The organism is Janthinobacterium sp. Bl 1 (assembly GCF_058215535.1).
Window position 1 is genome coordinate 2,233,312 of record NZ_CM177086.1, and the last position, 19,007, is coordinate 2,252,318.

A 19,007-nucleotide genomic window follows, 5' to 3' on the forward strand; every position below is an offset into this window, starting at 1 on the left:
CCATGAAGTGGCATGGCCTTTCACATGACGGGAGCTGGCGATGGCGAAGAAATTGAAGGAGCTGACGGAAGACACGGAATTGGCGAGCGCCGTGCGCTCGTCGGCGCAGCAGATCTGGCAAGCGGGCCTCGGCGCTTTTGCGAAGGCGCAGGAAGAGGGCGGACGCGTGTTTTCCAGGCTGGTGAAGGAAGGCACGGAATTCCAGAAACGGGCCGAAGACAAGGTGGCCGACGTCAGCGGCAGCGTCGGCAAACTGGCCGATGGCGTGGGCAAGCAGGCCAGCGGCTCCTGGGACAAGCTCGAACAAGTGTTCGAAGAGCGCGTGGCGCGCGCGCTGGCCACCATCGGCGTACCCACGCAGCAGGACATCGCCGCGCTGCATGCGCAGATCGATGCCCTGAGCCGGCAAGTGGCGGCGCTGTCGGCCAAGCCCGCGCCGACGCCCAAGCCGAAGGCGGTGGCCAAGCCTGCCGTGAAGGCGGCGCCAAAAGCCGCATCGAAAGGGGCCGTAGCCAAAAACTGCACCAAAACGGCGGCCAAGGCTGCGCGGCAAGCCGCGAGCAAAGCGGTGAGCAAACCCGCCGCGAGGCCGGCGGCGAAGAAAAAAGCGCCGGCCGCCTGAGCTGGCGCCGCATTCCTCCAGCCTGCTCGCGCAGGCTTTTTTTTGCCTGCGGTTTTCGCCGGCGCCAGCGGGCGCAGTGTTTCATTACGACTATCTTAGGTGGTATGCTTGAGGCAGAACACAGAGAGATTGCCCGCCATGCTACAAAAAGCACCACGCCGTACCCGCGAACGCATCCTGGAGTTGTCGCTGCGCCTGTTCAATGAGTTTGGTGAGCCGAATATCACGACGACCGTGATTGCGGAAGAGATGAACATTTCGCCGGGAAACCTGTATTACCACTTCCGTAACAAGGACGACATCGTCAACTCGATCTTCGTCCAGTTCGAGGCGGAAATCGAACGCATCCTGACCGTGCCCGACGGGCGCCGCTCGAATATCGAGGATGTCTGGCTGTACCTGCACCTGATGTTCGAACTGATCTGGCGCTACCGCTTTTTCTATCGCGACCTCAACGATTTGCTGTCGCGCAACCGCAAGCTGGAACTGCACTTCAAACTGATCCTGGCGCACAAGATCAAGGTGGCCACCCAGCTGTGCGAAGACTTGCGCAGCGAACAGTCGCTCGAAGCGTCGGACATGGAAGTTGCTGCCATGGCGACGAATATGGTGGTCGTCGCCACCTACTGGCTGTCGTACGAGTACGTGCGTAACCCGCGCAAGTACAGCGAGCAGCAATCGATGTCCGATGCGCTGGCGCGCGGCTGCTACCAGGTGCTATCGCTGATCGGGCCGTATCTGCGCAATGAAACGCATTTGCTGTTTCGCAAACTGTCGGAAGAGTATGTGACCAAACTCAAGAACGACTGACGCTGCTGCTGGCGCCACGTCGTCAATTACAGGAGAGAGAGATGGCTTGGAAACAATTCCCCTATCCGGACGAAGCATATGTCTACACGCCGCAAACCCTGGAAGCGGCCTGGCCGCGCCTGCATGCGGGCGATGTGGAACCGTTTCCCACGCACCCTGCGCTGCTGCAAGCCTGGCTGGCTTTCCACGCGGGCGACTTCGAGCGCGCCGTGAAGCTGGGCCTGGCCGTCGGCGTGCCCGGCTATGCGGTGGCGCACAAGGCCACCTGTATCTATGCCACGCACCTGGAAGGAAACGATAGCCAGAAACTCGACATGTACGAGGAAGTGGCCGAGCGCTGCGAGCGCCAGCAGAGCGAGCAGCCGGACAATCCGGCCGGCTACTACTGGCATGCCTACAGCCTGGGCCGCTACGCGCTGGGCACGTCCGTCGTCAAGGCACTGGCGCAAGGCATGGGTGCGCGCGTGCGCAACAGCCTGGACCGCACGATGACGGTAGCGCCCATGCATGCGGAAGCGCATATCGCGTTTGGGATTTATCATACGGAAATTATCGACAAGGTCGGCGCCATGATAGGCAGCCTGACCTACGGCGCCAACAAGGAAGATGGCTACCAGCACTTCAAGACGGCGCTGGCCCTGACGCCGTATTCGGCGCTGGCGCACAGCGAATATGCGCGCGCGTTGAACATGCTCGACGGAAAGAAAAAGCTGGCGGAAGCGCTGGCCCTGTATGAAAAGGCGGCCGAGTGCGTGGCGCTGGACGCCAAGGAACGCCTCGAAGTCGAGGCGGCCATCGATGAATTGAAAGGGTAGGGATTACTGTGATCAAGGCTTTATGTGTGTACTGTGGCGCCAACGCGGGCGTCTCGCCGGACTATGCCGTGGCGGCGCGCGAACTGGCGCGCGTGCTGGTGGCGGAAAATATTTCGCTCGTGTATGGCGGCGGCAAGGTGGGCCTGATGGGCGTGATCGCCGATGAAGTGCTGCGCCTGGGCGGCGAGGTAACGGGCGTGATTCCCACCCAGCTGGTAGAGCGCGAAGTGGGCCACATGGGCTTGACGCGCCAGTTCATCGTGAAGGACATGCATGAGCGCAAGGCGATGATGGCCAGCCTGTCCGACGCCTTCATCGCCATGCCCGGCGGCTATGGCACCCTGGAAGAACTGTTCGAGATGCTGACGTGGGCCCAGCTGGGCTTGCACGCCAAGCCCATCGGCTTGCTCAATGTCGACCGTTTCTATGATGGCTTGATCGCTTTCGTGCAAAACGGCAAGGAACAGGGTTTCATCCGCCCGCAGCACGCGGCCTTCCTCAATGCCGACGCCGATCCGGCAGCGCTGGTGCAGCGCCTGAAGGAGTGCGCGCCGTAAGACCATGTTTGCCTGGCCGTGCGGGCGCCGTCGGACAACTATTTTTCCTTTCGCCGGAAAGAGCCATGCGGTGCGCACTGCATGGCTTTTTTATTTCTGCACGGGAAAATTGATCGGGCTGAATGACTTAATTAATAAAAATATGGCTATAAAATTACTCTAGAGGCATGTTTTTTTGAAAATGAAGATGATTTTTAATCATGGCTGTGGTCTACTGTCAGGGTTCAAAAGTTAGGAATATCGGACACCGACGAGCGTTGTACAGACTCCCAAAAAAAGGTGCCGAACCGTTTCAAGTTGCCACAACCACGCTACTTCTTCATCTCGAAAGGATGCTATTTTGAAACCTATGACCCTCTTGCGAGCGACCGCTGTCGCCGCCGTTCTCGCTGCCGCCGGCGGTGCCCATGCACAAACCACCACCATCGGCTTCGATTCGCTGGAACAACCGGGCTACTTCGGTTCCGTGTTCAATTCCTACTCCGAAGGCGGCTACAACTTCGACAGCAGCTTCCTCGGGCTGCTGAGCTCGGCGCATCAGGATAGCTTCGCCTATGCCGGCTCGGCCGGTCTCGGCGCGACCCCACTGTCGACGACTACCCTGAGCCGTGCCGATGGCGCCGCTTTCTCGCTGAGCTCGATCAGCCTGGCCGACTTTGTGAGCTTGCCCGGTTCCTTTGACGTGACGTTCGTCGGCCACCAAGTGGGCGGCGGCACGGTGAGCCAGACCTTCACCCTCGGTGGCGGCCACACCTTTGCCGATTACACGTTTACAGGTTTCAGCAATCTGCTGTCGGCAACGTGGAAGGAAGGCGCCTTGCACACCTTCCAGGTCGACAATATCGCCGCCACTGTCAGCGCCGTGCCGGAACCGGCCACCTACGGCATGCTGCTGGGCGGTCTGGGCCTGCTGGGCTTCATGCTTCGCCGCAAGAACGCCGCCTGAGCTTGAACATGGTGCCGGTCATGCCGGCGCATCAGTAAAAATGCCGCCCAGTTGTATGCCGGGCGGCATTTTTACGTGGATGTCATGACCAGGACTTCATGACCACAGGCGCTGGCCTGACAGGTCGAGCTGGGTCAGGTACAGGCGCACGTCGAATTCGTACTGGTGGTACTGCGGTTCCATATACGTGCACAGCTTGTAGAACGCCTTGTCGTGCTGCTTTTCCTTGACGTGCGCCAGTTCGTGCACGGCGATCATGCGCAGGAATTCCAGCGGCACTTCCTTGAACATGGTGGCCACGCGGATTTCATGCTTGGCCTTGAGCTTGCCGCCCTGCACGCGCGAGATCGAGGTATGCAAGCCCAGCGCATGCTGGATCACATGGATCTTGCTGTCGAACGCCACTTTGTTGATGGGCTCGGCATTGCGCAGGAATTCATTCTTCAAATCCTGCACGTACTGGTATAAAGCCTTGTCGTTGCGCACATCGTGCGCGTTCGGATAGCGTTTCAACAGGACGTCGCCCAGCTTGTCTTGTGCGATCAGTTGCTGCACTTGCGCTTGCGTTTGTTCGGAATAGGCGCTCAGGTATTTCAGGGATGGCTGCATGCGGGGAAGGGCGGGGCGTGGCGCGGAGGTGTCGGTAAGGCGAGAATGTACCATACCGCCGTGCCACGCGCTGCGCCAGCCCTTGCACGGGGCCGCCAAAGCCGCCCCGTGCCTTCCTGCGTCAAACCGCGCGCTGCCGGGCCAAGCCGCTCAGCCCGGCCAGTCCCGCCAGCCCCCGTCAGCCCTTGTCGTCTTCGTCCTTGCCGCCTTGCCGGCCAGTGCTGCCGCTGCGCGCCGCCGTGCTGCGGCTTTCATTGGCGCGCTGGGCCGATTGCCGGCTTTCGCCGCCTTTGCGGCCGATTTCCGCCATGTGTTCGCGGTTGCGGCTGACGGCTTCGCCGCCTTTCTGCCCGGCCCGGCGTGCTTCTTCCGAGTCGAATTCATGCGCCGTGCCTTTTTGATGGGCTGCCTGGCCGCCCTTGCTGGCAATTTCGCGTTGCTGCTCCTCATTCATGGCGGCGAAACCGCGTTTGCTCGTGCCTTTGGCGCTGCCCGATTCGCTGGTTTTCTGGCTGCTGCCAGCGCCTTTGCCCTGTTCATTTCCTTGATTGCTAGCCATGTCGCTCTCCTTGCTGTCGAGTGGGGTCAAGTGGTCAATGCAGGTGCTCAATGCGCCTGCTCGGATTGCCTGCTGGTATCGCGGCGGCTGCCCGCGCCGTCGCGGTGGCCCGTGGCATGCATTTTTTCAATCATTTCACGCTGGCGTTGCGCGGCTTTTTCCGTTTCTTCCGCCGTCTTGCGCACCACTTCGTCAGCGAAGGCCACTGCCGTGCGGCGCGCTTCGGGCAGGTGATTCTCTGCTGTGCGGTTCATTTCGACATTGGCGTTGGCGACGATATTGCCGAGTTGCTGCTGATACTGGCGCAGCTTGTTGCCGCTTGGCTGCAGCTGGCCGGCGGCCATCGACATGAACTCGCCCGTGTCGCGTGCGCACAGCAGTTGCTGGCTGGCGTTGCTCCATTCTTGCAGCAGGTCTTGCGCCAGCCGCAGATGCAGCTCGCTCAATTGCTGCACCGTATCGAACATCTTGCGCGATAGTTCCGTGGCGAAACTGCACTGGGCCTCGAGATGGGACTTCAGGGCGGGGCTGAGACTGGGGGAAATACTGTTTGTGAACATGTTCTACCTCAATGAAAAACTGATCCGGGAAACACCCGGTGCGCCGGGTGCGACGTATGGTGAAACAAGCAAAGAGATAGACGCCCAACGGCGTGCCAGGTTCCATGGCAGATGCCGGTTTGGCGCGAGAATGGGGTCCGGCAGATGGAAAAACGCGATCACTTTGTGCCAGATCAAATGAACGTCAATCAGGTCGCCGCAGTCGGCAGCCATGCCGCTTGTGTGGAAAAAGCATGTTTACAGGCCCGGCCGTGCGACAATAGCCGGCTCGCGGCAGCGCAGCCGATGGCCGGCGCGCGTGGCTGAGCCGAGCATAGCCTTACTTTTTCCTGATTCCGCGACCATGACGCATCCCGAATACATCCTGACCCTGTCCTGCCTGGACCAGCGCGGCATCGTGCACCGCGTCTCCGGCTTCCTGGCCGAACACGGCTGCAACATCCTCGATTCCGCCCAATTTGGCGACCAGGAATCGCAGCTGTTCTTCATGCGCGTGCATTTCGCGCTGGAAGACGGTGCCGTCAGCGACGCCCAGTTGCGCAGCGACTTCGCCGACCTGTCGCAAGCCATGCAGTTGAACGGCGCTTTCCATGGCCAATTGCACGATGCGCGCGTCAAGCCGCGCGTCATGCTGATGGTGTCGAAGATCGGCCACTGCCTGAACGATTTGCTGTTCCGCTACAAGAGCGGCTTGCTGAACGTGGAAATTCCCGCCATCGTGTCGAACCACATGGAGTTCTACCAGCTGGCGGCCAGCTACAATATTCCCTTCCACCACCTGCCGCTGGCCACCGGCGCGCCGGAAGCGGCCAAGCTGGCGCAGGAAGCGAAGATCATCGACCTGATGGACACGCACAAGATCGACCTGGTGGTGCTGGCGCGCTACATGCAAATCCTGTCGCCGGGCCTGTGCCAGGCGCTTGATGGCCGCGCCATCAATATCCACCACTCCTTCCTGCCCAGCTTCAAGGGCGCCAAGCCGTATGCGCAGGCGCATCACCGCGGCGTCAAGCTGATCGGCGCGACGGCCCATTTCGTCACGGGCGACCTGGACGAAGGCCCGATCATCGAGCAGGACGTCGAGCGCGTCGACCATGCGATGGATGCGGAAACCCTGACGGCCATCGGCCGCGACGTCGAGTGCGTGGTGCTGGCGCGCGCCGTGAAATGGTTCGTCGAGCACCGCATCCTGAAAAATGGCGACAAGACGGTGGTTTTCCGCTGATACCGACTTCACTATTCACTTTACCGAGACAGAAACACGATGGCCCTCAAAGCAACAATTTTCAAAGCCGATCTGCAGATCGCCGACATGGACCGCAATTACTACCAGGATCACGCGCTGACCCTGGCGCGCCACCCGTCCGAAACGGACGAGCGCATGATGGTGCGCCTGCTGGCGTTCGCCATCCATGCCGACGAGGCGCTGACGTTTACCAAGGGCCTGTTCGACACGGAAGAGCCCGACCTGTGGCAGAAAGACTTGACGGGCGCCATCCAGCTGTGGATCGAAGTGGGCCAGCCCGACGAAAAGCGCATCCTCAAGGCGTGCGGACGTTCGGACCAGGTCATCGTCTACAGCTATGGCGCAACGAGCCACATCTGGTGGAAGCAGATCGCCAATAAACTGGAACGGGCGAAGAACTTGACCGTGATCAACCTGCCATCCGAGGCGGCGCAAGACATGAGCAAGCTGGCGCAGCGCAACATGCAACTGCAATGCACGATCCAGGATGGCCAGATCTGGCTGACGGACAGCGTCAACACGGTCTTGATCGACCGCGAACCGGTGAAGCCGGCCCGCTGATGTCGGCTGTCTGAAACGCAAAAAGCCCGGAGCGATCCGGGCTTTTTGCATTGCGGTTGATTAATTCGGCGCTGCGCCCAGGCGGCGGATGCTGCTCGAACGCTGCATGCTGCGGCTGATGCGCGGGTCGCCGTAGTAGCTCACTTCGCCAGAACCGCCGATGCTGATGGCCAAGTCTTGCTTGGCCCACACGGTGGCTTCGCCCGAGCCGCCGATGCTCACCTGCACCTCGCGCGCGGCCAGGCGGCCCGCCTCGATATTGCCGGAGCCCCCGATCGATGCCGTCAGCTGCTCCGTCTTGCCGCTGGCCTTGAAGCTGCCGCTGCCGCCGATGGCGATGGACACCTGGCGGCTGTCGAGGTCGCGCGCGTGGATGGAACCGGAACCGCCCACGTCGAAGCGCAGGTTCTCGGCGCGCAAGCCCGTTGCCGTGATGTTGCCCGAGCCGCCCACGCTGACGCGCTCCACCTGGCGCGCCTGGATGACGATGGTCAGGCTGCTCTGGCGGAAGTTGGCGTTGCGCTTGGCGGGGCGGATGCGCAGGGTGCCGTTTTCCACGGCCGTGTCGATCAGCGGCAGGATATTGTCGTCCGCTTCGATGGTGACGCTGTCCGTGTTGCCGATGCGCAGTTCGACCGTGCCCGGCACGTTCAGCGCCACGGCATGGAAGCTGCCCACTTCGCGCGTCTGCTTTTGCAGCTTGCCGCTGCCCTGGATGCTGTTGCCGGAAATCCAGTCGAGCGGCGACGCCAGTGCCGGCGCGGCCGGAATGGCCAGCGCGCAGGCGGCCAGCAGCAGGGCGGTCGCGACGCTGGCGTGGCGGCGGTGGCGGCGGTGGAAAAGTATCGGTGTCATTCTCGCTCCCTGTTGGAATTGGTATGAGAGCATGGTATGCCAGCCGGCCGCGTCTGCGTACCGTCCTGCGACAGACTGCGCCAGCAGCGGCATGGAATGCAGGAGGCTGCGACAGGATGGCATGAGGTATCATGTCGGTGGGACATACGACGAGCGGCACGTGCCGCTCACACTACTGGAATTACATGCTGATCATCACCATCAAACAGGGCAAGGAAAAGAGCTTGCTGGGCCAATCGTGGATTTACGCATCCGCGATTGAAAAAGTCGAAGGCAAGCCGCAGGAAAAAATGAAGCCCGGTTCGACGGCCATCGTGCAAAGCTCCTCGAAGCAGTTCATCGCCCGCGCCGCCTACAATTCGAAGTCGCAGATCCGCGCGCGCATCTGGAGCTTCAAGGAAGACGAACCGGTCGACCACGCGCTGATCAAGCGCAGGGTCAAGGCCGCCATCGAGAAAAAACTGCCAGCCATCAAGAAGGCGGGCGAAAACCAGCTGCTGACCCTGATCAAGGGCGAGGACGAGGGCTTGCCGGGCCTGGTCGTGCAGCTGTTCGGCGGCGTACAAGGCTATCTGATCTGCGAATTCAACGCCGGCGGCGTCGACGCGTGGAAAGTGGCCATCGTGCAATCGCTGATGGCGTCCACCGGTTGCGCGAACGTGTACGAGCGCTGCGATGACCTGATGCGCAAGGGCGAAGGCTTGCCCCTGATCGACGGCGCCCTGGCCGGCGAAGAGCCGCCCGATGAGGTCATGCTGACGGACAACGGCGTGCGCTATGCGCTGGACTTGAAGACGGGGCACAAGAGCAAGTTCCGCTGAGGATTGCTGTGGTTCATGAAAAAGCCGGCGCAAGCCGGTTTTTTCATGTCTCCTATTCCAGCGGCACGCTGCGGTATTTATTGACTTCCAGCGCAGAAACCGCCGGCGCATCATTGCCCCACGACGCGCGCAGATAGGTGACCACGGCCGCCACTTCCGCATCATCCATGACGGGGCCGAACGGCGGCATGCCGTAGGGACGCGGGTTGCCGCGGGTGCCGGGCGCGAAGCCGCCGTTGAGCACGAGGCGGATGGCGTTCACGGCCGACTGCGTCGTCAGCGCGCGGTTGCCGGCCAGCGGCGGGTAGCCGGGCGGCACGCCCTTGCCGTCGGCCTGGTGGCAGCTCGCGCATTGCGCCTCATACAATTTCGCGCCCAGCGCCAATTGCTGCCTGGCTTGCTCCGACGTGTCGCGTGGCGCCCGTTGTGCGGGCTGCGCGGGGCCGGGCAGGCTTTTCAGGTAGACGGCCATCGCCTGCACGTCGGCTGTGCTCATGTGCTGCAAGCTTTGCCGCACGACTTCGGCCATGGGGCCGAAGACGGTGGCGCGCGGCGATACGCCCGTTTGCAGCAATTCCACGATATGCGCCGTATCCCAGTCGCCGAGACCCGCTTCCGCATCCGATGTCAGCGACGGCGCGTACCAGCCCAGCACGGGGATCATGCCGCCCGACAGGCCGTCGTTGCTGCCACCCAGGGTGGTGCGGCTGCTATGGCAGGCGCTGCAGTGGCCCAGGCCTTGCACCAGGTAGGCGCCGCGGTTCCATTCCATGCTTTTGTTTGTGAGCGGCTGGTACACGCCAGGTTTGAAATACAGGGCGCGCCAGGCGGCCAGCGCGATCTGCTGGTTGTACGGGAAGCGCAGCGCGTGCGGCGCGTTTGCCTGCTTGTGCGGCGGCACGCTCTGGAAATACGCATACAGGGCGTCGCTGTCTTCGCGCCGCACCTTGGTGTAGCTGGTGTAGGGGAAGGCCGGATACAGCAGCCGGCCATCTTTCGACTTGCCGTTGTGGATGGCGCGCCAGAAATCGTCGGCCGTCCAGCTGCCGATGCCCGTTTCCTTGTCCGCCGTGATGTTGGGCGAGAGCACCTTGCCGAAAGGCGTCTGCAAGGCCCGTCCGCCCGCGTAGGGCACGCCGCCGCGCGTCGTGTGGCAAGCCATGCAGTCGCCCGCCTTGGCCAGGTAGGCGCCGCGCGCGACCAGCTCTTCCTGGCTCAGGGCGCTGGCCACGGCGGGCGGTCCCAGGTCGTCCGCTGGATACAGCAGGAATGTGGCGCTGGCCGCGGCAATCAGCAGCAAGCCCGCCGCGATCATCCATTTTTTCATGGCGCCACCTGCGCGCTGGAACCGGGCACGCCGCCGCAATGCAGCGGCAAGGGCACGGTGATGCTGCTGGCGGGACGCGCGTCGGCGCTGGCCACTTGCGTACCCAGCCAGGCCGAGACGGCGCCGACATCCGCGTCCGACAGGCGCTGCGCCACTTGCGCCATGCAGTCGGGAGAGTGGGCGCGGCGGATGCCGTTCTTCCACGCGCCCAGCTGGGCGTTGATATAGTCGCGCGGCAAGCCCAGCAAGCCGGGGATGGCGGGCGCCACGCCGGCCAGTTGCTGGCCGTGACAGGCGATACAGGCGGGAATTTTTTTGCCGGCGTCACCGCGCAGCACCAGTTGCTGTCCCCGCGCCAGGGCCGTCGCGCCAGCGCTGCTGGGCTGGGCCCGCGGCGGGGCAGGGTGCTGTGCCGCAAAATACTCGGCAATTTCGCGCAGGTAATCGTCAGGCAAGTGTTCGACCATATAGTTCATCAGTGGATACTGGCGCCGTCCCTCGCGAAAGTTCAGCAGCTGGTTGTACAGGTAGCCGGCAGGCTTGCCGGCGATGCGGGGAAAGAAGGCGTCGTGCTTTTCCTGTTGCGCATGGCAGGACGTGCACGCCTTGATGCGCTGCTCCAGGCTGTCGTGGCTGGCGGCGATGGCAGCGGGCGCGGCCAATGCCATGCCGGGCAGCGCGAGGGTCAGCACCAGCACGAGGGGGGAATGCAGTAGCATGGAGAGTTGCATGGAAAATAGCCTGTCTCGTCGGTCGATATTGTGTGCCGGTGTTGCTGCCCGGTTAATTTTTATGAGCCTAGCATATACCGGGCGCTGTCACTGTGACAGGATCAGTTGTGCAATAAAACTACGGATCAGTTTGAGGAGCAGGGTTGAAACGATATGAGGAATTGGCGGAAGAAGTCGCCGCCATGATCAGCACGCAGCTGTTGCTGCCTGGCGATAAGTTGCCGTCCGTGCGCCAGCAGCATGCGCGCAGGGGCGTCAGCCCGTCGACGGTGTTCCAGGCGTATTATTTGCTCGAAGCGCGCGGCATGATCGTCTCGCGCCCCCGCTCCGGCTATTACGTGGCGCCGCAGCGCGCCGCGCTGGCGCCCGAGCCGGACAGTTCCCATCCGCTGGCCGCCAGCACCACCGTCGACGTCAGCGACCTCGTGTTCGAAGTGCTGGGCGCCGTCGGTGCGCGCGATATCGTGCCCTTCGGCTCGGCGTTTCCCAGCCCGCATCTGTTCCCGATGGAACGGTTGGCGCGGGCCGTGTCGGCCAGCATGCGCCGTCTCGACCCGTGGAGCGCCGTCACGGATTTATCCTTGGGCAATGCCGAGCTGCGCCGCCAGATCGCCCTGCGCTACCAGCTCGACGGCGTACCCGTTTCCAGCGACGATATCGTCATCACGAATGGCGCGCTGGAAGCGCTGAACCTGTGCCTGCAAGCCGTCACGCGGCCCGGCGACACGGTGCTCATCGAGTCGCCCAGCTTTTATGCCTGTTTGCAGGCGCTGCAGCGGCTGGAACTGAAGGCCGTGGAAATTGCCACCAGCCCCCGCGATGGCGTCGACCTGGCCGCGCTGGAAGAGCTGTTGCAGCGCCACCAGCCCAAGGCGTGCTGGCTGATGACGAGTTTCCAGAATCCCCTGGGCAGCCTGATGCCGCCGGAAAAGAAGCGCGCGCTGGTCGAACTGCTGGCGCGCCATGGCGTGCCGCTGATCGAGGATGACGTGTATGGCGAGCTGTATTTCGGCAAGCAGCGCCCCGGTCTGACGAAAAGCCACGACAGCGCGGGCTTGGTGATGCATTGCAGTTCGTTTTCCAAGACCCTGGCACCCGGCTTTCGCTTGGGCTGGGCCGTGGCTGGCCGCTATGCGCGCCAGGTCGGGCGCCTGAAACTGACGACCAGCCTGTCGGCGCCCATCCCCCTGCAGATGGCGCTGGCCGACTACCTTGCTCAGGGCGGCTACGACCGCCATTTGCGCCAGCTGCGGCTGACCCTGGCGGCGCAGCAAAACACCATGCTGCAAGCCATCGCAGTGCATTTTCCGCCCGGCACGCGTGTGACGCGGCCGCAGGGCGGCTATTTTGTTTGGGTGGAAATGCCTGTGGGTATCGATGCGCTGGCCTTGCACCGCAGCGCGCTGGCGGCCGGCATCAGCATCGCGCCCGGTCCCATTTTTTCCGCCACGCGCGCGTTTCGCCATTGCATCCGCCTCAATTACGGCCACCCGTGGAGTCCGCAACTGGAAGAGGCCATCGCCACCCTGGGGCGGCTGGCGCAGGCGGCAACAAGCAGTACATGAAAAAAGTCCCTTGCGGTAGCACATGTTTCATTCCAAAAAGAAATATTGCTGTTATATTGAAGTATCTATAACTAATGATGGGAATGATAATGGATAACACGCAGCCGGAAGTGGGTCGTACGCAAGATACGACGATGGCCATTCTGTCCCATGTTGGCGGCCTGTTCACCAGCTGGGTGGCGCCGCTGATCATTTACTTGATCAAGAAAGATGATGCGGATAAATTCTCGGCCGAGAACGCCCGCGAAGCGCTCAATTTCCAGATCACCCTGATCATCTGGTATTTCGCCTGCTTCATCCTGTCGTTCGTGCTGATCGGCCTGTTCCTGTTCTGGATCGTGGCGCTGGCCAACCTGGTGTGTTCGATCGTCGCGGCCGTCAAGGCCAGCAATGGCATCACTTACCGCTATCCGCTGACTTTGCGCCTGGTCAAATAAGGCTGCGCCGGCCGCCGGGTTTCAGCCCGGCCGGCCGGGCAGTATGAGGAATGACGCAAAGTCGGGTGCCACCGTGCTGGTGGCGCCTGTTTCATGCGACCACAGCACGACCACGGGCTCGCCCGATGGCCCCGTTTGCGCATAGTCAAAACAATAGTAATCGCCCGTGCCGAACTGGGCGAAGGGCAGCAGGGCGCTGGCCTCGTTGCCGCCACCCACATTCCTCAGCCATTCCTGCCAGCCCGTGTTGTAGTGGCGCTCGATTGATTCCCACGTCTTGCGCGCATTGGCCGCGTCGTAGACGGGAAATATGCTCAAGGCGCCCAGCGCGCGGCCATTGTTGACCAACAACCATTGCACGTAGGACGCGGGCAGCGCTCGCCCCAGCGCCTGTTCGGCGGCGGCGATCGCCTCAAGCGTGGTGCCGATGGACTTGTTCTTGTTCATGCTGCGGAAAGGCGCCAGCTTCACGCAGGCGGGTGCGGCGGGGCCGGCGGCGTGCTGGCGCGCGGGGCTTTTTGCGGCGCTACTTTACCGCCTTCGGCGATCCAGCGGCGGTACACGCGCAGCGCCACTTGTGCATCGTCGGCTGCGTACAGGATCTGCTTTTCCGTCAGGCGCGACGTGGCCCAGTTGGTGGTGGAGATCTTTTTCGATTTTTGCAGGTGCAGGCCGAAGAACTTGGCCACGGCCGTCTTCGCGCCCAGGTCGTTGCGCTGGCCGCCGCGCAGGGCGACGGACAGGTCGAGCACCTGGGCTGGCGCGATACCGAGCTTGTTGCGCAGGCGCTTGACGTCGTCGGACAGGCCAAAGCCCACTTTCAGGGTGGTGGTCGATTCGAGGATGGCTTTGAGTTCGGCCAGGGCCGGCGCCGGCGTGCTGCCCACCTGAAACAGGTAGGCGATGTCGTCGGTGGCCAGCTGGATCAAATGCGGTCCCGTGGAAGACTCGCCCTTGACGAACGTCGGCTTCGATTCCGTATCAAAGCCGATGGCATCCGCTGCCAGCAGGGCGGCCATGGCCGCTTTTGCATCATCGCTGGTGCGTACCAGCTTGACGTGCTCGAGGGCGATGCCTTGATACGGGGGGAGTGGCGGTGCGGCAGCTGTGTCCATGAAACCGGATCAGCCTTTGCGCGAGAATTTCGCGGTCAGCAGATTCAGTTTTTCCAGGCGCAAGCGGTTTGCTTCTTCGGCGGCGGCCGCATCGCGCTCGGCTTTCTTGCGCTCGGCTTCTTTCTTGAAGCGCTGCTGCAATACTTGCGTGGCGTGGTCGCGGTGGGTTTGCGTCACTTCCGCGCCGGCGGTGCCGTCGAGGTCGTAGCGTACCTTGGCTTTTTCCATCACGCGCAGGTAGCGCAATGAACCCGTGTGGATGCCCAGCGCCGTGCGCATCAGCTTGCGGTCCAGGTCCGGCAGGCGTGCCAGGATCTGCTTGTCGATACCGATCGACAAGGGCAGGCAATCGCGGAATGGCGGGAATTGCTCCTGGAACTGCTTCAGCAGGGCGCGCGCGGTCAGGCCGGCAGGCGCCGGCGTGGTCGCTGCGGCCGGTGCCGCCGCTGGGGCTGCATCGACTGGCGTGTCAGGAGTGGTGGCTTGCTGGTCTGGCGTGGAGCTGGTCATCGACATCATTGGTTGGGCTATAAAAGGGGAGCATAGCACGCGCCACAGGCAAGTGCATTGTCTTTTTTGGCAACTTGCGCTCAACTTGCGCTGCGATAAACGGCTTCGCGCTACAGCGGGCGCAGCGCGAAATGCGGGAAATGTGTATAATGTCGGCTTGCGCTGATGACTGGGCCCTGTTTTTGACGGTCTGGCTCAGGTGTGCAGGGGATAGGAGCAGTGCGGTACAGGCCATCACTTATTAGTATTTTTGATATCGGATATTCCGCTTATCAATTATCCAGATAACTGGCCTTCGTGCATAATCTTGCTCTCCGCTGTGTCTTCACTGAACAACAATAGATTCAAGCCCGTTCTGGTACGGGCTTTTTTTCATTCCGCAATGTACATCGCTTATTTATCTGACCCGGCTCCGGCCCCGCCGTTCCGCATGACGGATGCGCGGGCTTTGAACGTCCCGATAGACAGGCGCCGCTGCCGTTAACACGGCAGCCGCAACAATACGCTCCATCGAGTCCGGTTTCGCAGGCTTAGGTGGAATCATTCACTTCGCGCCGACACCATCTGGTCTCGCATTAAGAGATATCTCATGAAGAATACGCCAAAAACTTTAACGTTGTCTGCCAAGGCGCCACGCCCAGCCGCGGCACCACTTGCCGTACCCAAAACGACTTTATCTTACTTCATCGATAATGCGCAAGCGAATCCGGAAGCGACCGTCACGACGGCGCCGACCGTCGTCACCGTGGTGAAGAAAAGCCGCTCGCGCCTGGCCGCCGTGCCACCGGCCGATGCGGCTGCGGAAGCGGACGTCAGCGCACCAGCCGCCGAGGCTGTTGCCGAAGTGGCCGAGGTGGCCGACGCCGCCCCGGCGAAGACGCCAAGCGTGAAGATCGCCCCCGGCGCCAAGGCCCCGGCCGCGCCGCGCAAGGTCAGCGAAAGCGCCGCCACGAATAAGGTGGTGACGGCAGCCCGTTCGAAAGTCGTGCGCGCCAAGCCGGAAGCGGCGCCCGTGACCATCATCACCGGCGCGCAAGTGGTCAGCAAGACCACGGACGCCGATGCCCTGGCCGCCATCGATACCTCGAATTACTTCCTGCCAACCGTCAAGGTGCCAGGCCGCCGTGGCCGCAAACCGAGCGAATTCACGCCGGAAAACGATGAAGTGGCAGCACTGAACGCCGTCGAGCGCGCCGAACTGAAGGCCGTGTCGAAGGCGCGCGACCGCAAGGCCAAGGGCGGCCTGGCCGATGCATTGGGCGATCCGGAAGCATCGGCAGCGGACCTGGAACGCCGCCGCAAGCAGATCACGGGCTTGATCAACATGGGCAAGGAACGCGGCTTCCTCACCTATGCCGAGATCAATGACCAATTGCCGGAAAACATCATCGATCCGGAAGCGATCGAAGGCATCATCGCCACTTTCAACGACATGGGTATCGCCGTCTACGAGCGCGCCCCTGACGCGGAAAGCCTGTTGTTGACTGACAACGTCGCCACCGTCACCAGCGACGATGAAGTGGAAGCGGCTGCCGCGACCGCCCTGTCGACCGTCGATTCCGACTTCGGCCGCACCACCGACCCCGTGCGCATGTACATGCGTGAAATGGGCGCCGTGGCGCTGCTGACGCGCGAAGGCGAGATCGAGATTGCCAAGCGCATCGAAGGCGGCCTGAAAGACATGATCCAGGCCATTTCCGCCTGCCCGACCACCATCGGCGAAATCGTTGCACTGTCGCAAAAAATCGCGCGCGACGAAATCAAGGTCGATGAAGTGGTCGACGGCTTTGTCGATCTGAACGAAAGCAATGCCCCGGCGCCCGCCGCTGCCGCCGCGCCTGCCGCCGCCAGCGGCGACGACGAGGAAGAGGAAGAAGAAGCCGAGGAAGAAGACGGCGACGCCAATGGCGGCGCGGCCGGTTTCTCCAGCGAGCAATTGGCGCAGCTGAAAAAGAATGCGTTGGAAAAATTCAACGTCATTTCGACGCAGTACGACAAGATGCGCAAGGCGCCCGAGGGTTACAACTCGAAAGCCTACATCAAGGCGCAGGAAGCCATTTCGCAGGAATTGCTGGGCATCCGCTTCACGGCCAAGGTCGTGGAAAAGCTGTGCGACACCCTGCGCGGCCAGATGGAAGAAGTGCGCCACATCGAGCGCGCCGTGCTGGAACTGTGCGTGAACAAATGCGGCATGCCGCGCGCCCACTTCATCAAGGTGTTCCCGGGCAATGAATGCGATCTGGAATGGGTCGACCGCGAAGTCGATTGCAAGTATCCGTACAGCGCCATCCTCAGCCGTAACGTGCCTGCCGTCAAGGAACTGCAAAAGAAGATGATCGACCTGCAAGCGCGCGTGGCCTTGCCGCTGGCTGACTTGCGCAAGATCAACAAGCAGATGGCTGCCGGCGAAAAGCGCGCCCGTCACGCGAAACGCGAGATGACGGTCGCCAACTTGCGTCTGGTCATTTCGATCGCCAAGAAATACATCAACCGCGGCTTGCAATTCCTCGATCTGATCCAGGAAGGCAACATCGGTCTGCTGAAGGCCGTCGACAAGTTCGAATACCGCCGCGGCTACAAGTTCTCGACCTACGCCACCTGGTGGATCCGCCAGGCGATCACGCGTTCGATCGCCGACATGGCCCGCACCATCCGCGTGCCGGTGCACATGATCGAAACGATCAACAAGATGAACCGCATCTCGCGCCAGATCATGCAGGAAACGGGCAGCGAGCCGGACCTGGCGACCCTGGCAGTCAAGATGGAAATGCCGGAAAACAAGGTGCGCGAAATCATGAAGATCGCGAAAGAGCCGATTTCCATGGAAACGCCGATGGGCGAAGATGGCGATTCGCAACTGGGCGACTTCATCGAAGACAACACGACCCTGGCGCCGCTGGACGCCGCGCTGCACGCATCGATGCGCAACGTGATCAAGGAAGTGCTCGATTCCCTGACGCCGCGCGAAGCGAAAGTGCTGCGCATGCGTTACGGCGTGGAAATGTCGAACGACCACACCTTGGAAGAAGTGGGCAAGCAGTTCGACGTGACGCGCGAGCGCATCCGCCAGATCGAAGCGAAAGCCATGAGCAAGCTGCGCCAGCCTTCGCGTTCGGACAAGCTGAAAACCTTCCTGACGCAAAACTAAGCGTAGTGCAAGCAACAAAAAAAGAGGCGCAAGCCTCTTTTTTTTCGTCCATCCACAGCGTTGCTTACATGAAATACGTACGCTGGCCTTGCAGACCGGCGCGGTGATGGCGCTGCAGCTTGTACAGCGCCACGCCGCTGGCGCCGACGATGACGGTCATGAAGAACCAGTCCAGCGGGTTGCGGCGCGGCGGCGCCGGCGACGCTTGCGACGGCACGGCGAAGGCCTGGAACTTATGCCCCGTGTAGACGGCGCCCACCACCAGCCCGGCGTCCGTGATCTTGTTGGTCAGGTACAGGCCGTCGTCGCGGCGGCGCACAGTCATCACGCCTTCCTTGTAGACAAAGGTCATCGGTTCAAAGCCGTTGATGTTGACGCTGCCGACCACGTGTCCGGCCGCATTGACTGCCGTGGCGTAGCTGTCGCCCTGGCCGATCATGGCGCCCAGGTCGAGCATGCGCTTGCCGTCCCAGGCAAACGCGTGCCAGCGCCGTTTCTCCGTTTCCGAAGCGCCCACGATCAGGCCCGCGTCATTGATGGCGGTGGCCGAGCTGATGCGTCCGCCGGGCAGGGTGCCGATTTCCTGCATGCCCGCGCCGGGGCGGTAGACGAAGGCGCGGCGGTAGCCGTCGTCGCGCTGGGCCGTACCCACCACCACGCCATGGTTGTTCAGGCCGCTGGCATAGCTGCTGGCGCCGCCCAGGGTGCCCAGGTCTTGCAGGCTGTGGTCGGCTTTCGTCACAAAGGCGTGGAAATCGCCGCCGCTCGTATCGGCGTAGCCGGCCACCTGGCCGCCGCGCGCGATGGCCGTGGCATAGCTGCTGGTGCCGCCCAGGGTGCCCAGGTCGCGCATGCCGCCCGCCGCGTCGTAGCGGAAGGCGTGCCAGGCGCCGCTGGCCGTCTGCGCCGAACCGACCACCACGCCATGGATATTGATGGCCTTGGTAAAACCTTCATCGCCGCCCAGGGTGCCCAGCTCGCGGATGCGGCCATGCTGGTACGTCACGGCGCGGCGTCGTCCTTCTTCTTCCATGATGATGCCGGCCACGAGGCCCACCGGGTTCAGGTCGGACGCGATGCTGCCGTTGCCATCCCTTTCACCAAAGCCCCGTTCGGCGTAGATGGTGGCGCTGGCGATGGGGACGGCGGCCAGCAGGCACAGGCCGAGCAGTGGGGAGCGGAAGCGGGAGAACCGTGGCAGCATGATAGTTTC

At 62.3% G+C, this 19,007-nt stretch carries 22 protein-coding genes; 12 read left to right on the forward strand and 10 right to left on the reverse strand.

All coding sequences use genetic code 11. The features are described from left to right. Nucleotides 1-40: 40 nt before the first annotated feature. From AC4BCN_RS10145 to AC4BCN_RS10165, 5 genes are all read left to right on the forward strand, one after another. Complete coding sequence (locus tag AC4BCN_RS10145) at nt 41-622, forward strand: phasin family protein (protein ID WP_490493205.1); 582 nt, start codon at nt 41-43, stop codon at nt 620-622. A 138-nt stretch (nt 623-760) separates the two neighbouring features. After that, on the forward strand, nt 761-1,432 hold the full coding sequence (locus AC4BCN_RS10150; RefSeq protein ID WP_034758777.1) for a TetR/AcrR family transcriptional regulator: 672 nt from the start codon (nt 761-763) through the stop codon (nt 1,430-1,432). Nucleotides 1,433-1,473: 41 nt separating this feature from the next. Continuing rightward, nucleotides 1,474-2,247, forward strand: coding sequence for a tetratricopeptide repeat protein (locus tag AC4BCN_RS10155; RefSeq protein ID WP_034758773.1), 774 nt, complete (start codon nt 1,474-1,476; stop codon nt 2,245-2,247). An 11-nt stretch (nt 2,248-2,258) separates the two neighbouring features. Next, nucleotides 2,259-2,804 (forward strand): LOG family protein, encoded by a 546-nt coding sequence (locus AC4BCN_RS10160; protein ID WP_046682536.1) that lies wholly within the window; start codon nt 2,259-2,261, stop codon nt 2,802-2,804. A 349-nt stretch (nt 2,805-3,153) separates the two neighbouring features. After that, nucleotides 3,154-3,750 (forward strand): PEP-CTERM sorting domain-containing protein, encoded by a 597-nt coding sequence (locus AC4BCN_RS10165; protein WP_128139971.1) that lies wholly within the window; start codon nt 3,154-3,156, stop codon nt 3,748-3,750. A 96-nt stretch (nt 3,751-3,846) separates the two neighbouring features. Here the strand turns inward: AC4BCN_RS10165 and AC4BCN_RS10170 are convergent, their stop codons facing one another. The 3 genes from AC4BCN_RS10170 to AC4BCN_RS10180 all read right to left on the reverse strand — a co-directional run bounded on the left by AC4BCN_RS10170 (nt 3,847) and on the right by AC4BCN_RS10180 (nt 5,478). Further along, on the reverse strand, nt 3,847-4,359 hold the full coding sequence (locus AC4BCN_RS10170) for a YgjP-like metallopeptidase domain-containing protein (protein WP_034758768.1): 513 nt from the start codon (nt 4,357-4,359) through the stop codon (nt 3,847-3,849). A 178-nt stretch (nt 4,360-4,537) separates the two neighbouring features. Continuing rightward, complete coding sequence (locus AC4BCN_RS10175; RefSeq protein WP_490493206.1) at nt 4,538-4,918, reverse strand: KGG domain-containing protein; 381 nt, start codon at nt 4,916-4,918, stop codon at nt 4,538-4,540. A gap of 47 nt (nt 4,919-4,965) precedes the next feature. After that, nucleotides 4,966-5,478, reverse strand: a complete 513-nt coding sequence (locus AC4BCN_RS10180; RefSeq protein WP_490493207.1) for a phasin family protein — start codon at nt 5,476-5,478, stop codon at nt 4,966-4,968. 144 nt (nt 5,479-5,622) lie between these two features. Here AC4BCN_RS10180 and AC4BCN_RS10185 point away from each other — a divergent pair, with 144 nt between their 5' ends. From AC4BCN_RS10185 to AC4BCN_RS10195, 3 genes are read left to right on the forward strand one after another with little or no spacing between them, the layout of a single operon-like run. Then, nucleotides 5,623-5,784: a hypothetical protein gene (locus AC4BCN_RS10185; protein WP_490493208.1), complete on the forward strand. Its 162-nt coding sequence runs from the start codon at nt 5,623-5,625 to the stop codon at nt 5,782-5,784. Nucleotides 5,785-5,821: 37 nt separating this feature from the next. Beyond that, nucleotides 5,822-6,703: a formyltetrahydrofolate deformylase gene (gene purU / locus AC4BCN_RS10190; protein ID WP_034758753.1), complete on the forward strand. Its 882-nt coding sequence runs from the start codon at nt 5,822-5,824 to the stop codon at nt 6,701-6,703. A gap of 39 nt (nt 6,704-6,742) precedes the next feature. Beyond that, entirely contained in the window at nt 6,743-7,285 is a 543-nt protein-coding gene (locus tag AC4BCN_RS10195; protein WP_490493209.1) for a YaeQ family protein, read from the forward strand. A 60-nt stretch (nt 7,286-7,345) separates the two neighbouring features. On the opposite strand, the gene AC4BCN_RS10200 is transcribed toward AC4BCN_RS10195, so the two are convergent. Beyond that, the gene (locus AC4BCN_RS10200) at nt 7,346-8,140 is read right to left on the reverse strand and encodes a head GIN domain-containing protein (protein WP_139090958.1); all 795 of its coding nucleotides are present in this window, start codon (nt 8,138-8,140) and stop codon (nt 7,346-7,348) included. Between the two features lie 185 nt (nt 8,141-8,325). On the opposite strand from AC4BCN_RS10200, the gene AC4BCN_RS10205 reads away from it, so the two are divergent. After that, the gene (locus AC4BCN_RS10205; RefSeq protein ID WP_034758744.1) at nt 8,326-8,961 is read left to right on the forward strand and encodes a class I SAM-dependent rRNA methyltransferase; all 636 of its coding nucleotides are present in this window, start codon (nt 8,326-8,328) and stop codon (nt 8,959-8,961) included. A 52-nt stretch (nt 8,962-9,013) separates the two neighbouring features. On the opposite strand, the gene AC4BCN_RS10210 is transcribed toward AC4BCN_RS10205, so the two are convergent. Continuing rightward, the gene (locus AC4BCN_RS10210; protein WP_490493210.1) at nt 9,014-10,288 is read right to left on the reverse strand and encodes a c-type cytochrome; all 1,275 of its coding nucleotides are present in this window, start codon (nt 10,286-10,288) and stop codon (nt 9,014-9,016) included. Next, entirely contained in the window at nt 10,285-11,007 is a 723-nt protein-coding gene (locus AC4BCN_RS10215; RefSeq protein ID WP_490493211.1) for a c-type cytochrome, read from the reverse strand. Before AC4BCN_RS10215 ends, AC4BCN_RS10210 begins: the two co-directional genes overlap by 4 nt. A gap of 155 nt (nt 11,008-11,162) precedes the next feature. Between AC4BCN_RS10215 and AC4BCN_RS10220 the strand changes: the two genes are divergently transcribed. Both AC4BCN_RS10220 and AC4BCN_RS10225 read left to right on the forward strand, forming a co-directional pair. Then, nucleotides 11,163-12,584, forward strand: coding sequence for an aminotransferase-like domain-containing protein (locus AC4BCN_RS10220; protein ID WP_490493212.1), 1,422 nt, complete (start codon nt 11,163-11,165; stop codon nt 12,582-12,584). Nucleotides 12,585-12,673: 89 nt separating this feature from the next. Then, nucleotides 12,674-13,021 carry a DUF4870 domain-containing protein gene (locus tag AC4BCN_RS10225; protein WP_034758731.1) on the forward strand — a complete coding sequence of 116 codons (348 nt, stop codon included), beginning with the start codon at nt 12,674-12,676 and terminating at the stop codon, nt 13,019-13,021. A 21-nt stretch (nt 13,022-13,042) separates the two neighbouring features. Here AC4BCN_RS10225 and AC4BCN_RS10230 read toward each other — a convergent pair whose 3' ends face one another. From AC4BCN_RS10230 to AC4BCN_RS10240, 3 genes are read right to left on the reverse strand one after another with little or no spacing between them, the layout of a single operon-like run. Beyond that, entirely contained in the window at nt 13,043-13,468 is a 426-nt protein-coding gene (locus AC4BCN_RS10230) for an SMI1/KNR4 family protein (protein ID WP_072456552.1), read from the reverse strand. Between the two features lie 20 nt (nt 13,469-13,488). Then, nucleotides 13,489-14,136, reverse strand: a complete 648-nt coding sequence (locus AC4BCN_RS10235; RefSeq protein ID WP_490493213.1) for a 3'-5' exonuclease — start codon at nt 14,134-14,136, stop codon at nt 13,489-13,491. A gap of 9 nt (nt 14,137-14,145) precedes the next feature. Further along, entirely contained in the window at nt 14,146-14,655 is a 510-nt protein-coding gene (locus tag AC4BCN_RS10240; protein ID WP_485879409.1) for a ProQ/FINO family protein, read from the reverse strand. Nucleotides 14,656-15,235: 580 nt separating this feature from the next. Between AC4BCN_RS10240 and rpoD the strand changes: the two genes are divergently transcribed. Then, complete coding sequence (rpoD, locus tag AC4BCN_RS10245) at nt 15,236-17,794, forward strand: RNA polymerase sigma factor RpoD (protein ID WP_128139960.1); 2,559 nt, start codon at nt 15,236-15,238, stop codon at nt 17,792-17,794. Between the two features lie 64 nt (nt 17,795-17,858). Here rpoD and AC4BCN_RS10250 read toward each other — a convergent pair whose 3' ends face one another. Then, nucleotides 17,859-18,998, reverse strand: coding sequence for an HAF repeat-containing protein (locus tag AC4BCN_RS10250; protein ID WP_490493214.1), 1,140 nt, complete (start codon nt 18,996-18,998; stop codon nt 17,859-17,861). Nucleotides 18,999-19,007: the final 9 nt, after the last annotated feature.

Bases quoted from the DNA above. Each gene is read 5' to 3' on its own strand.
- AC4BCN_RS10195 (WP_490493209.1), top strand. From the start codon at position 6,743: ATGGCCCTCAAAGCAACAATTTTCAAAGCCGATCTGCAGATCGCCGAC.
- AC4BCN_RS10235 (WP_490493213.1), bottom strand. From the start codon at position 14,136: ATGGACACAGCTGCCGCACCGCCACTCCCCCCGTATCAAGGCATCGCC.
- AC4BCN_RS10170 (WP_034758768.1), bottom strand. From the start codon at position 4,359: ATGCAGCCATCCCTGAAATACCTGAGCGCCTATTCCGAACAAACGCAA.
- AC4BCN_RS10165 (WP_128139971.1), top strand. From the start codon at position 3,154: ATGACCCTCTTGCGAGCGACCGCTGTCGCCGCCGTTCTCGCTGCCGCC.
- purU (WP_034758753.1), top strand. From the start codon at position 5,822: ATGACGCATCCCGAATACATCCTGACCCTGTCCTGCCTGGACCAGCGC.
- AC4BCN_RS10240 (WP_485879409.1), bottom strand. From the start codon at position 14,655: ATGATGTCGATGACCAGCTCCACGCCAGACCAGCAAGCCACCACTCCT.
- AC4BCN_RS10150 (WP_034758777.1), top strand. From the start codon at position 761: ATGCTACAAAAAGCACCACGCCGTACCCGCGAACGCATCCTGGAGTTG.
- AC4BCN_RS10155 (WP_034758773.1), top strand. From the start codon at position 1,474: ATGGCTTGGAAACAATTCCCCTATCCGGACGAAGCATATGTCTACACG.
- AC4BCN_RS10185 (WP_490493208.1), top strand. From the start codon at position 5,623: ATGGAAAAACGCGATCACTTTGTGCCAGATCAAATGAACGTCAATCAG.
- rpoD (WP_128139960.1), top strand. From the start codon at position 15,236: ATGAAGAATACGCCAAAAACTTTAACGTTGTCTGCCAAGGCGCCACGC.
- AC4BCN_RS10200 (WP_139090958.1), bottom strand. From the start codon at position 8,140: ATGACACCGATACTTTTCCACCGCCGCCACCGCCGCCACGCCAGCGTC.
- AC4BCN_RS10205 (WP_034758744.1), top strand. From the start codon at position 8,326: ATGCTGATCATCACCATCAAACAGGGCAAGGAAAAGAGCTTGCTGGGC.
- AC4BCN_RS10230 (WP_072456552.1), bottom strand. From the start codon at position 13,468: ATGAACAAGAACAAGTCCATCGGCACCACGCTTGAGGCGATCGCCGCC.
- AC4BCN_RS10180 (WP_490493207.1), bottom strand. From the start codon at position 5,478: ATGTTCACAAACAGTATTTCCCCCAGTCTCAGCCCCGCCCTGAAGTCC.
- AC4BCN_RS10175 (WP_490493206.1), bottom strand. From the start codon at position 4,918: ATGGCTAGCAATCAAGGAAATGAACAGGGCAAAGGCGCTGGCAGCAGC.
- AC4BCN_RS10145 (WP_490493205.1), top strand. From the start codon at position 41: ATGGCGAAGAAATTGAAGGAGCTGACGGAAGACACGGAATTGGCGAGC.
- AC4BCN_RS10250 (WP_490493214.1), bottom strand. From the start codon at position 18,998: ATGCTGCCACGGTTCTCCCGCTTCCGCTCCCCACTGCTCGGCCTGTGC.
- AC4BCN_RS10210 (WP_490493210.1), bottom strand. From the start codon at position 10,288: ATGAAAAAATGGATGATCGCGGCGGGCTTGCTGCTGATTGCCGCGGCC.
- AC4BCN_RS10215 (WP_490493211.1), bottom strand. From the start codon at position 11,007: ATGCTACTGCATTCCCCCCTCGTGCTGGTGCTGACCCTCGCGCTGCCC.
- AC4BCN_RS10225 (WP_034758731.1), top strand. From the start codon at position 12,674: ATGGATAACACGCAGCCGGAAGTGGGTCGTACGCAAGATACGACGATG.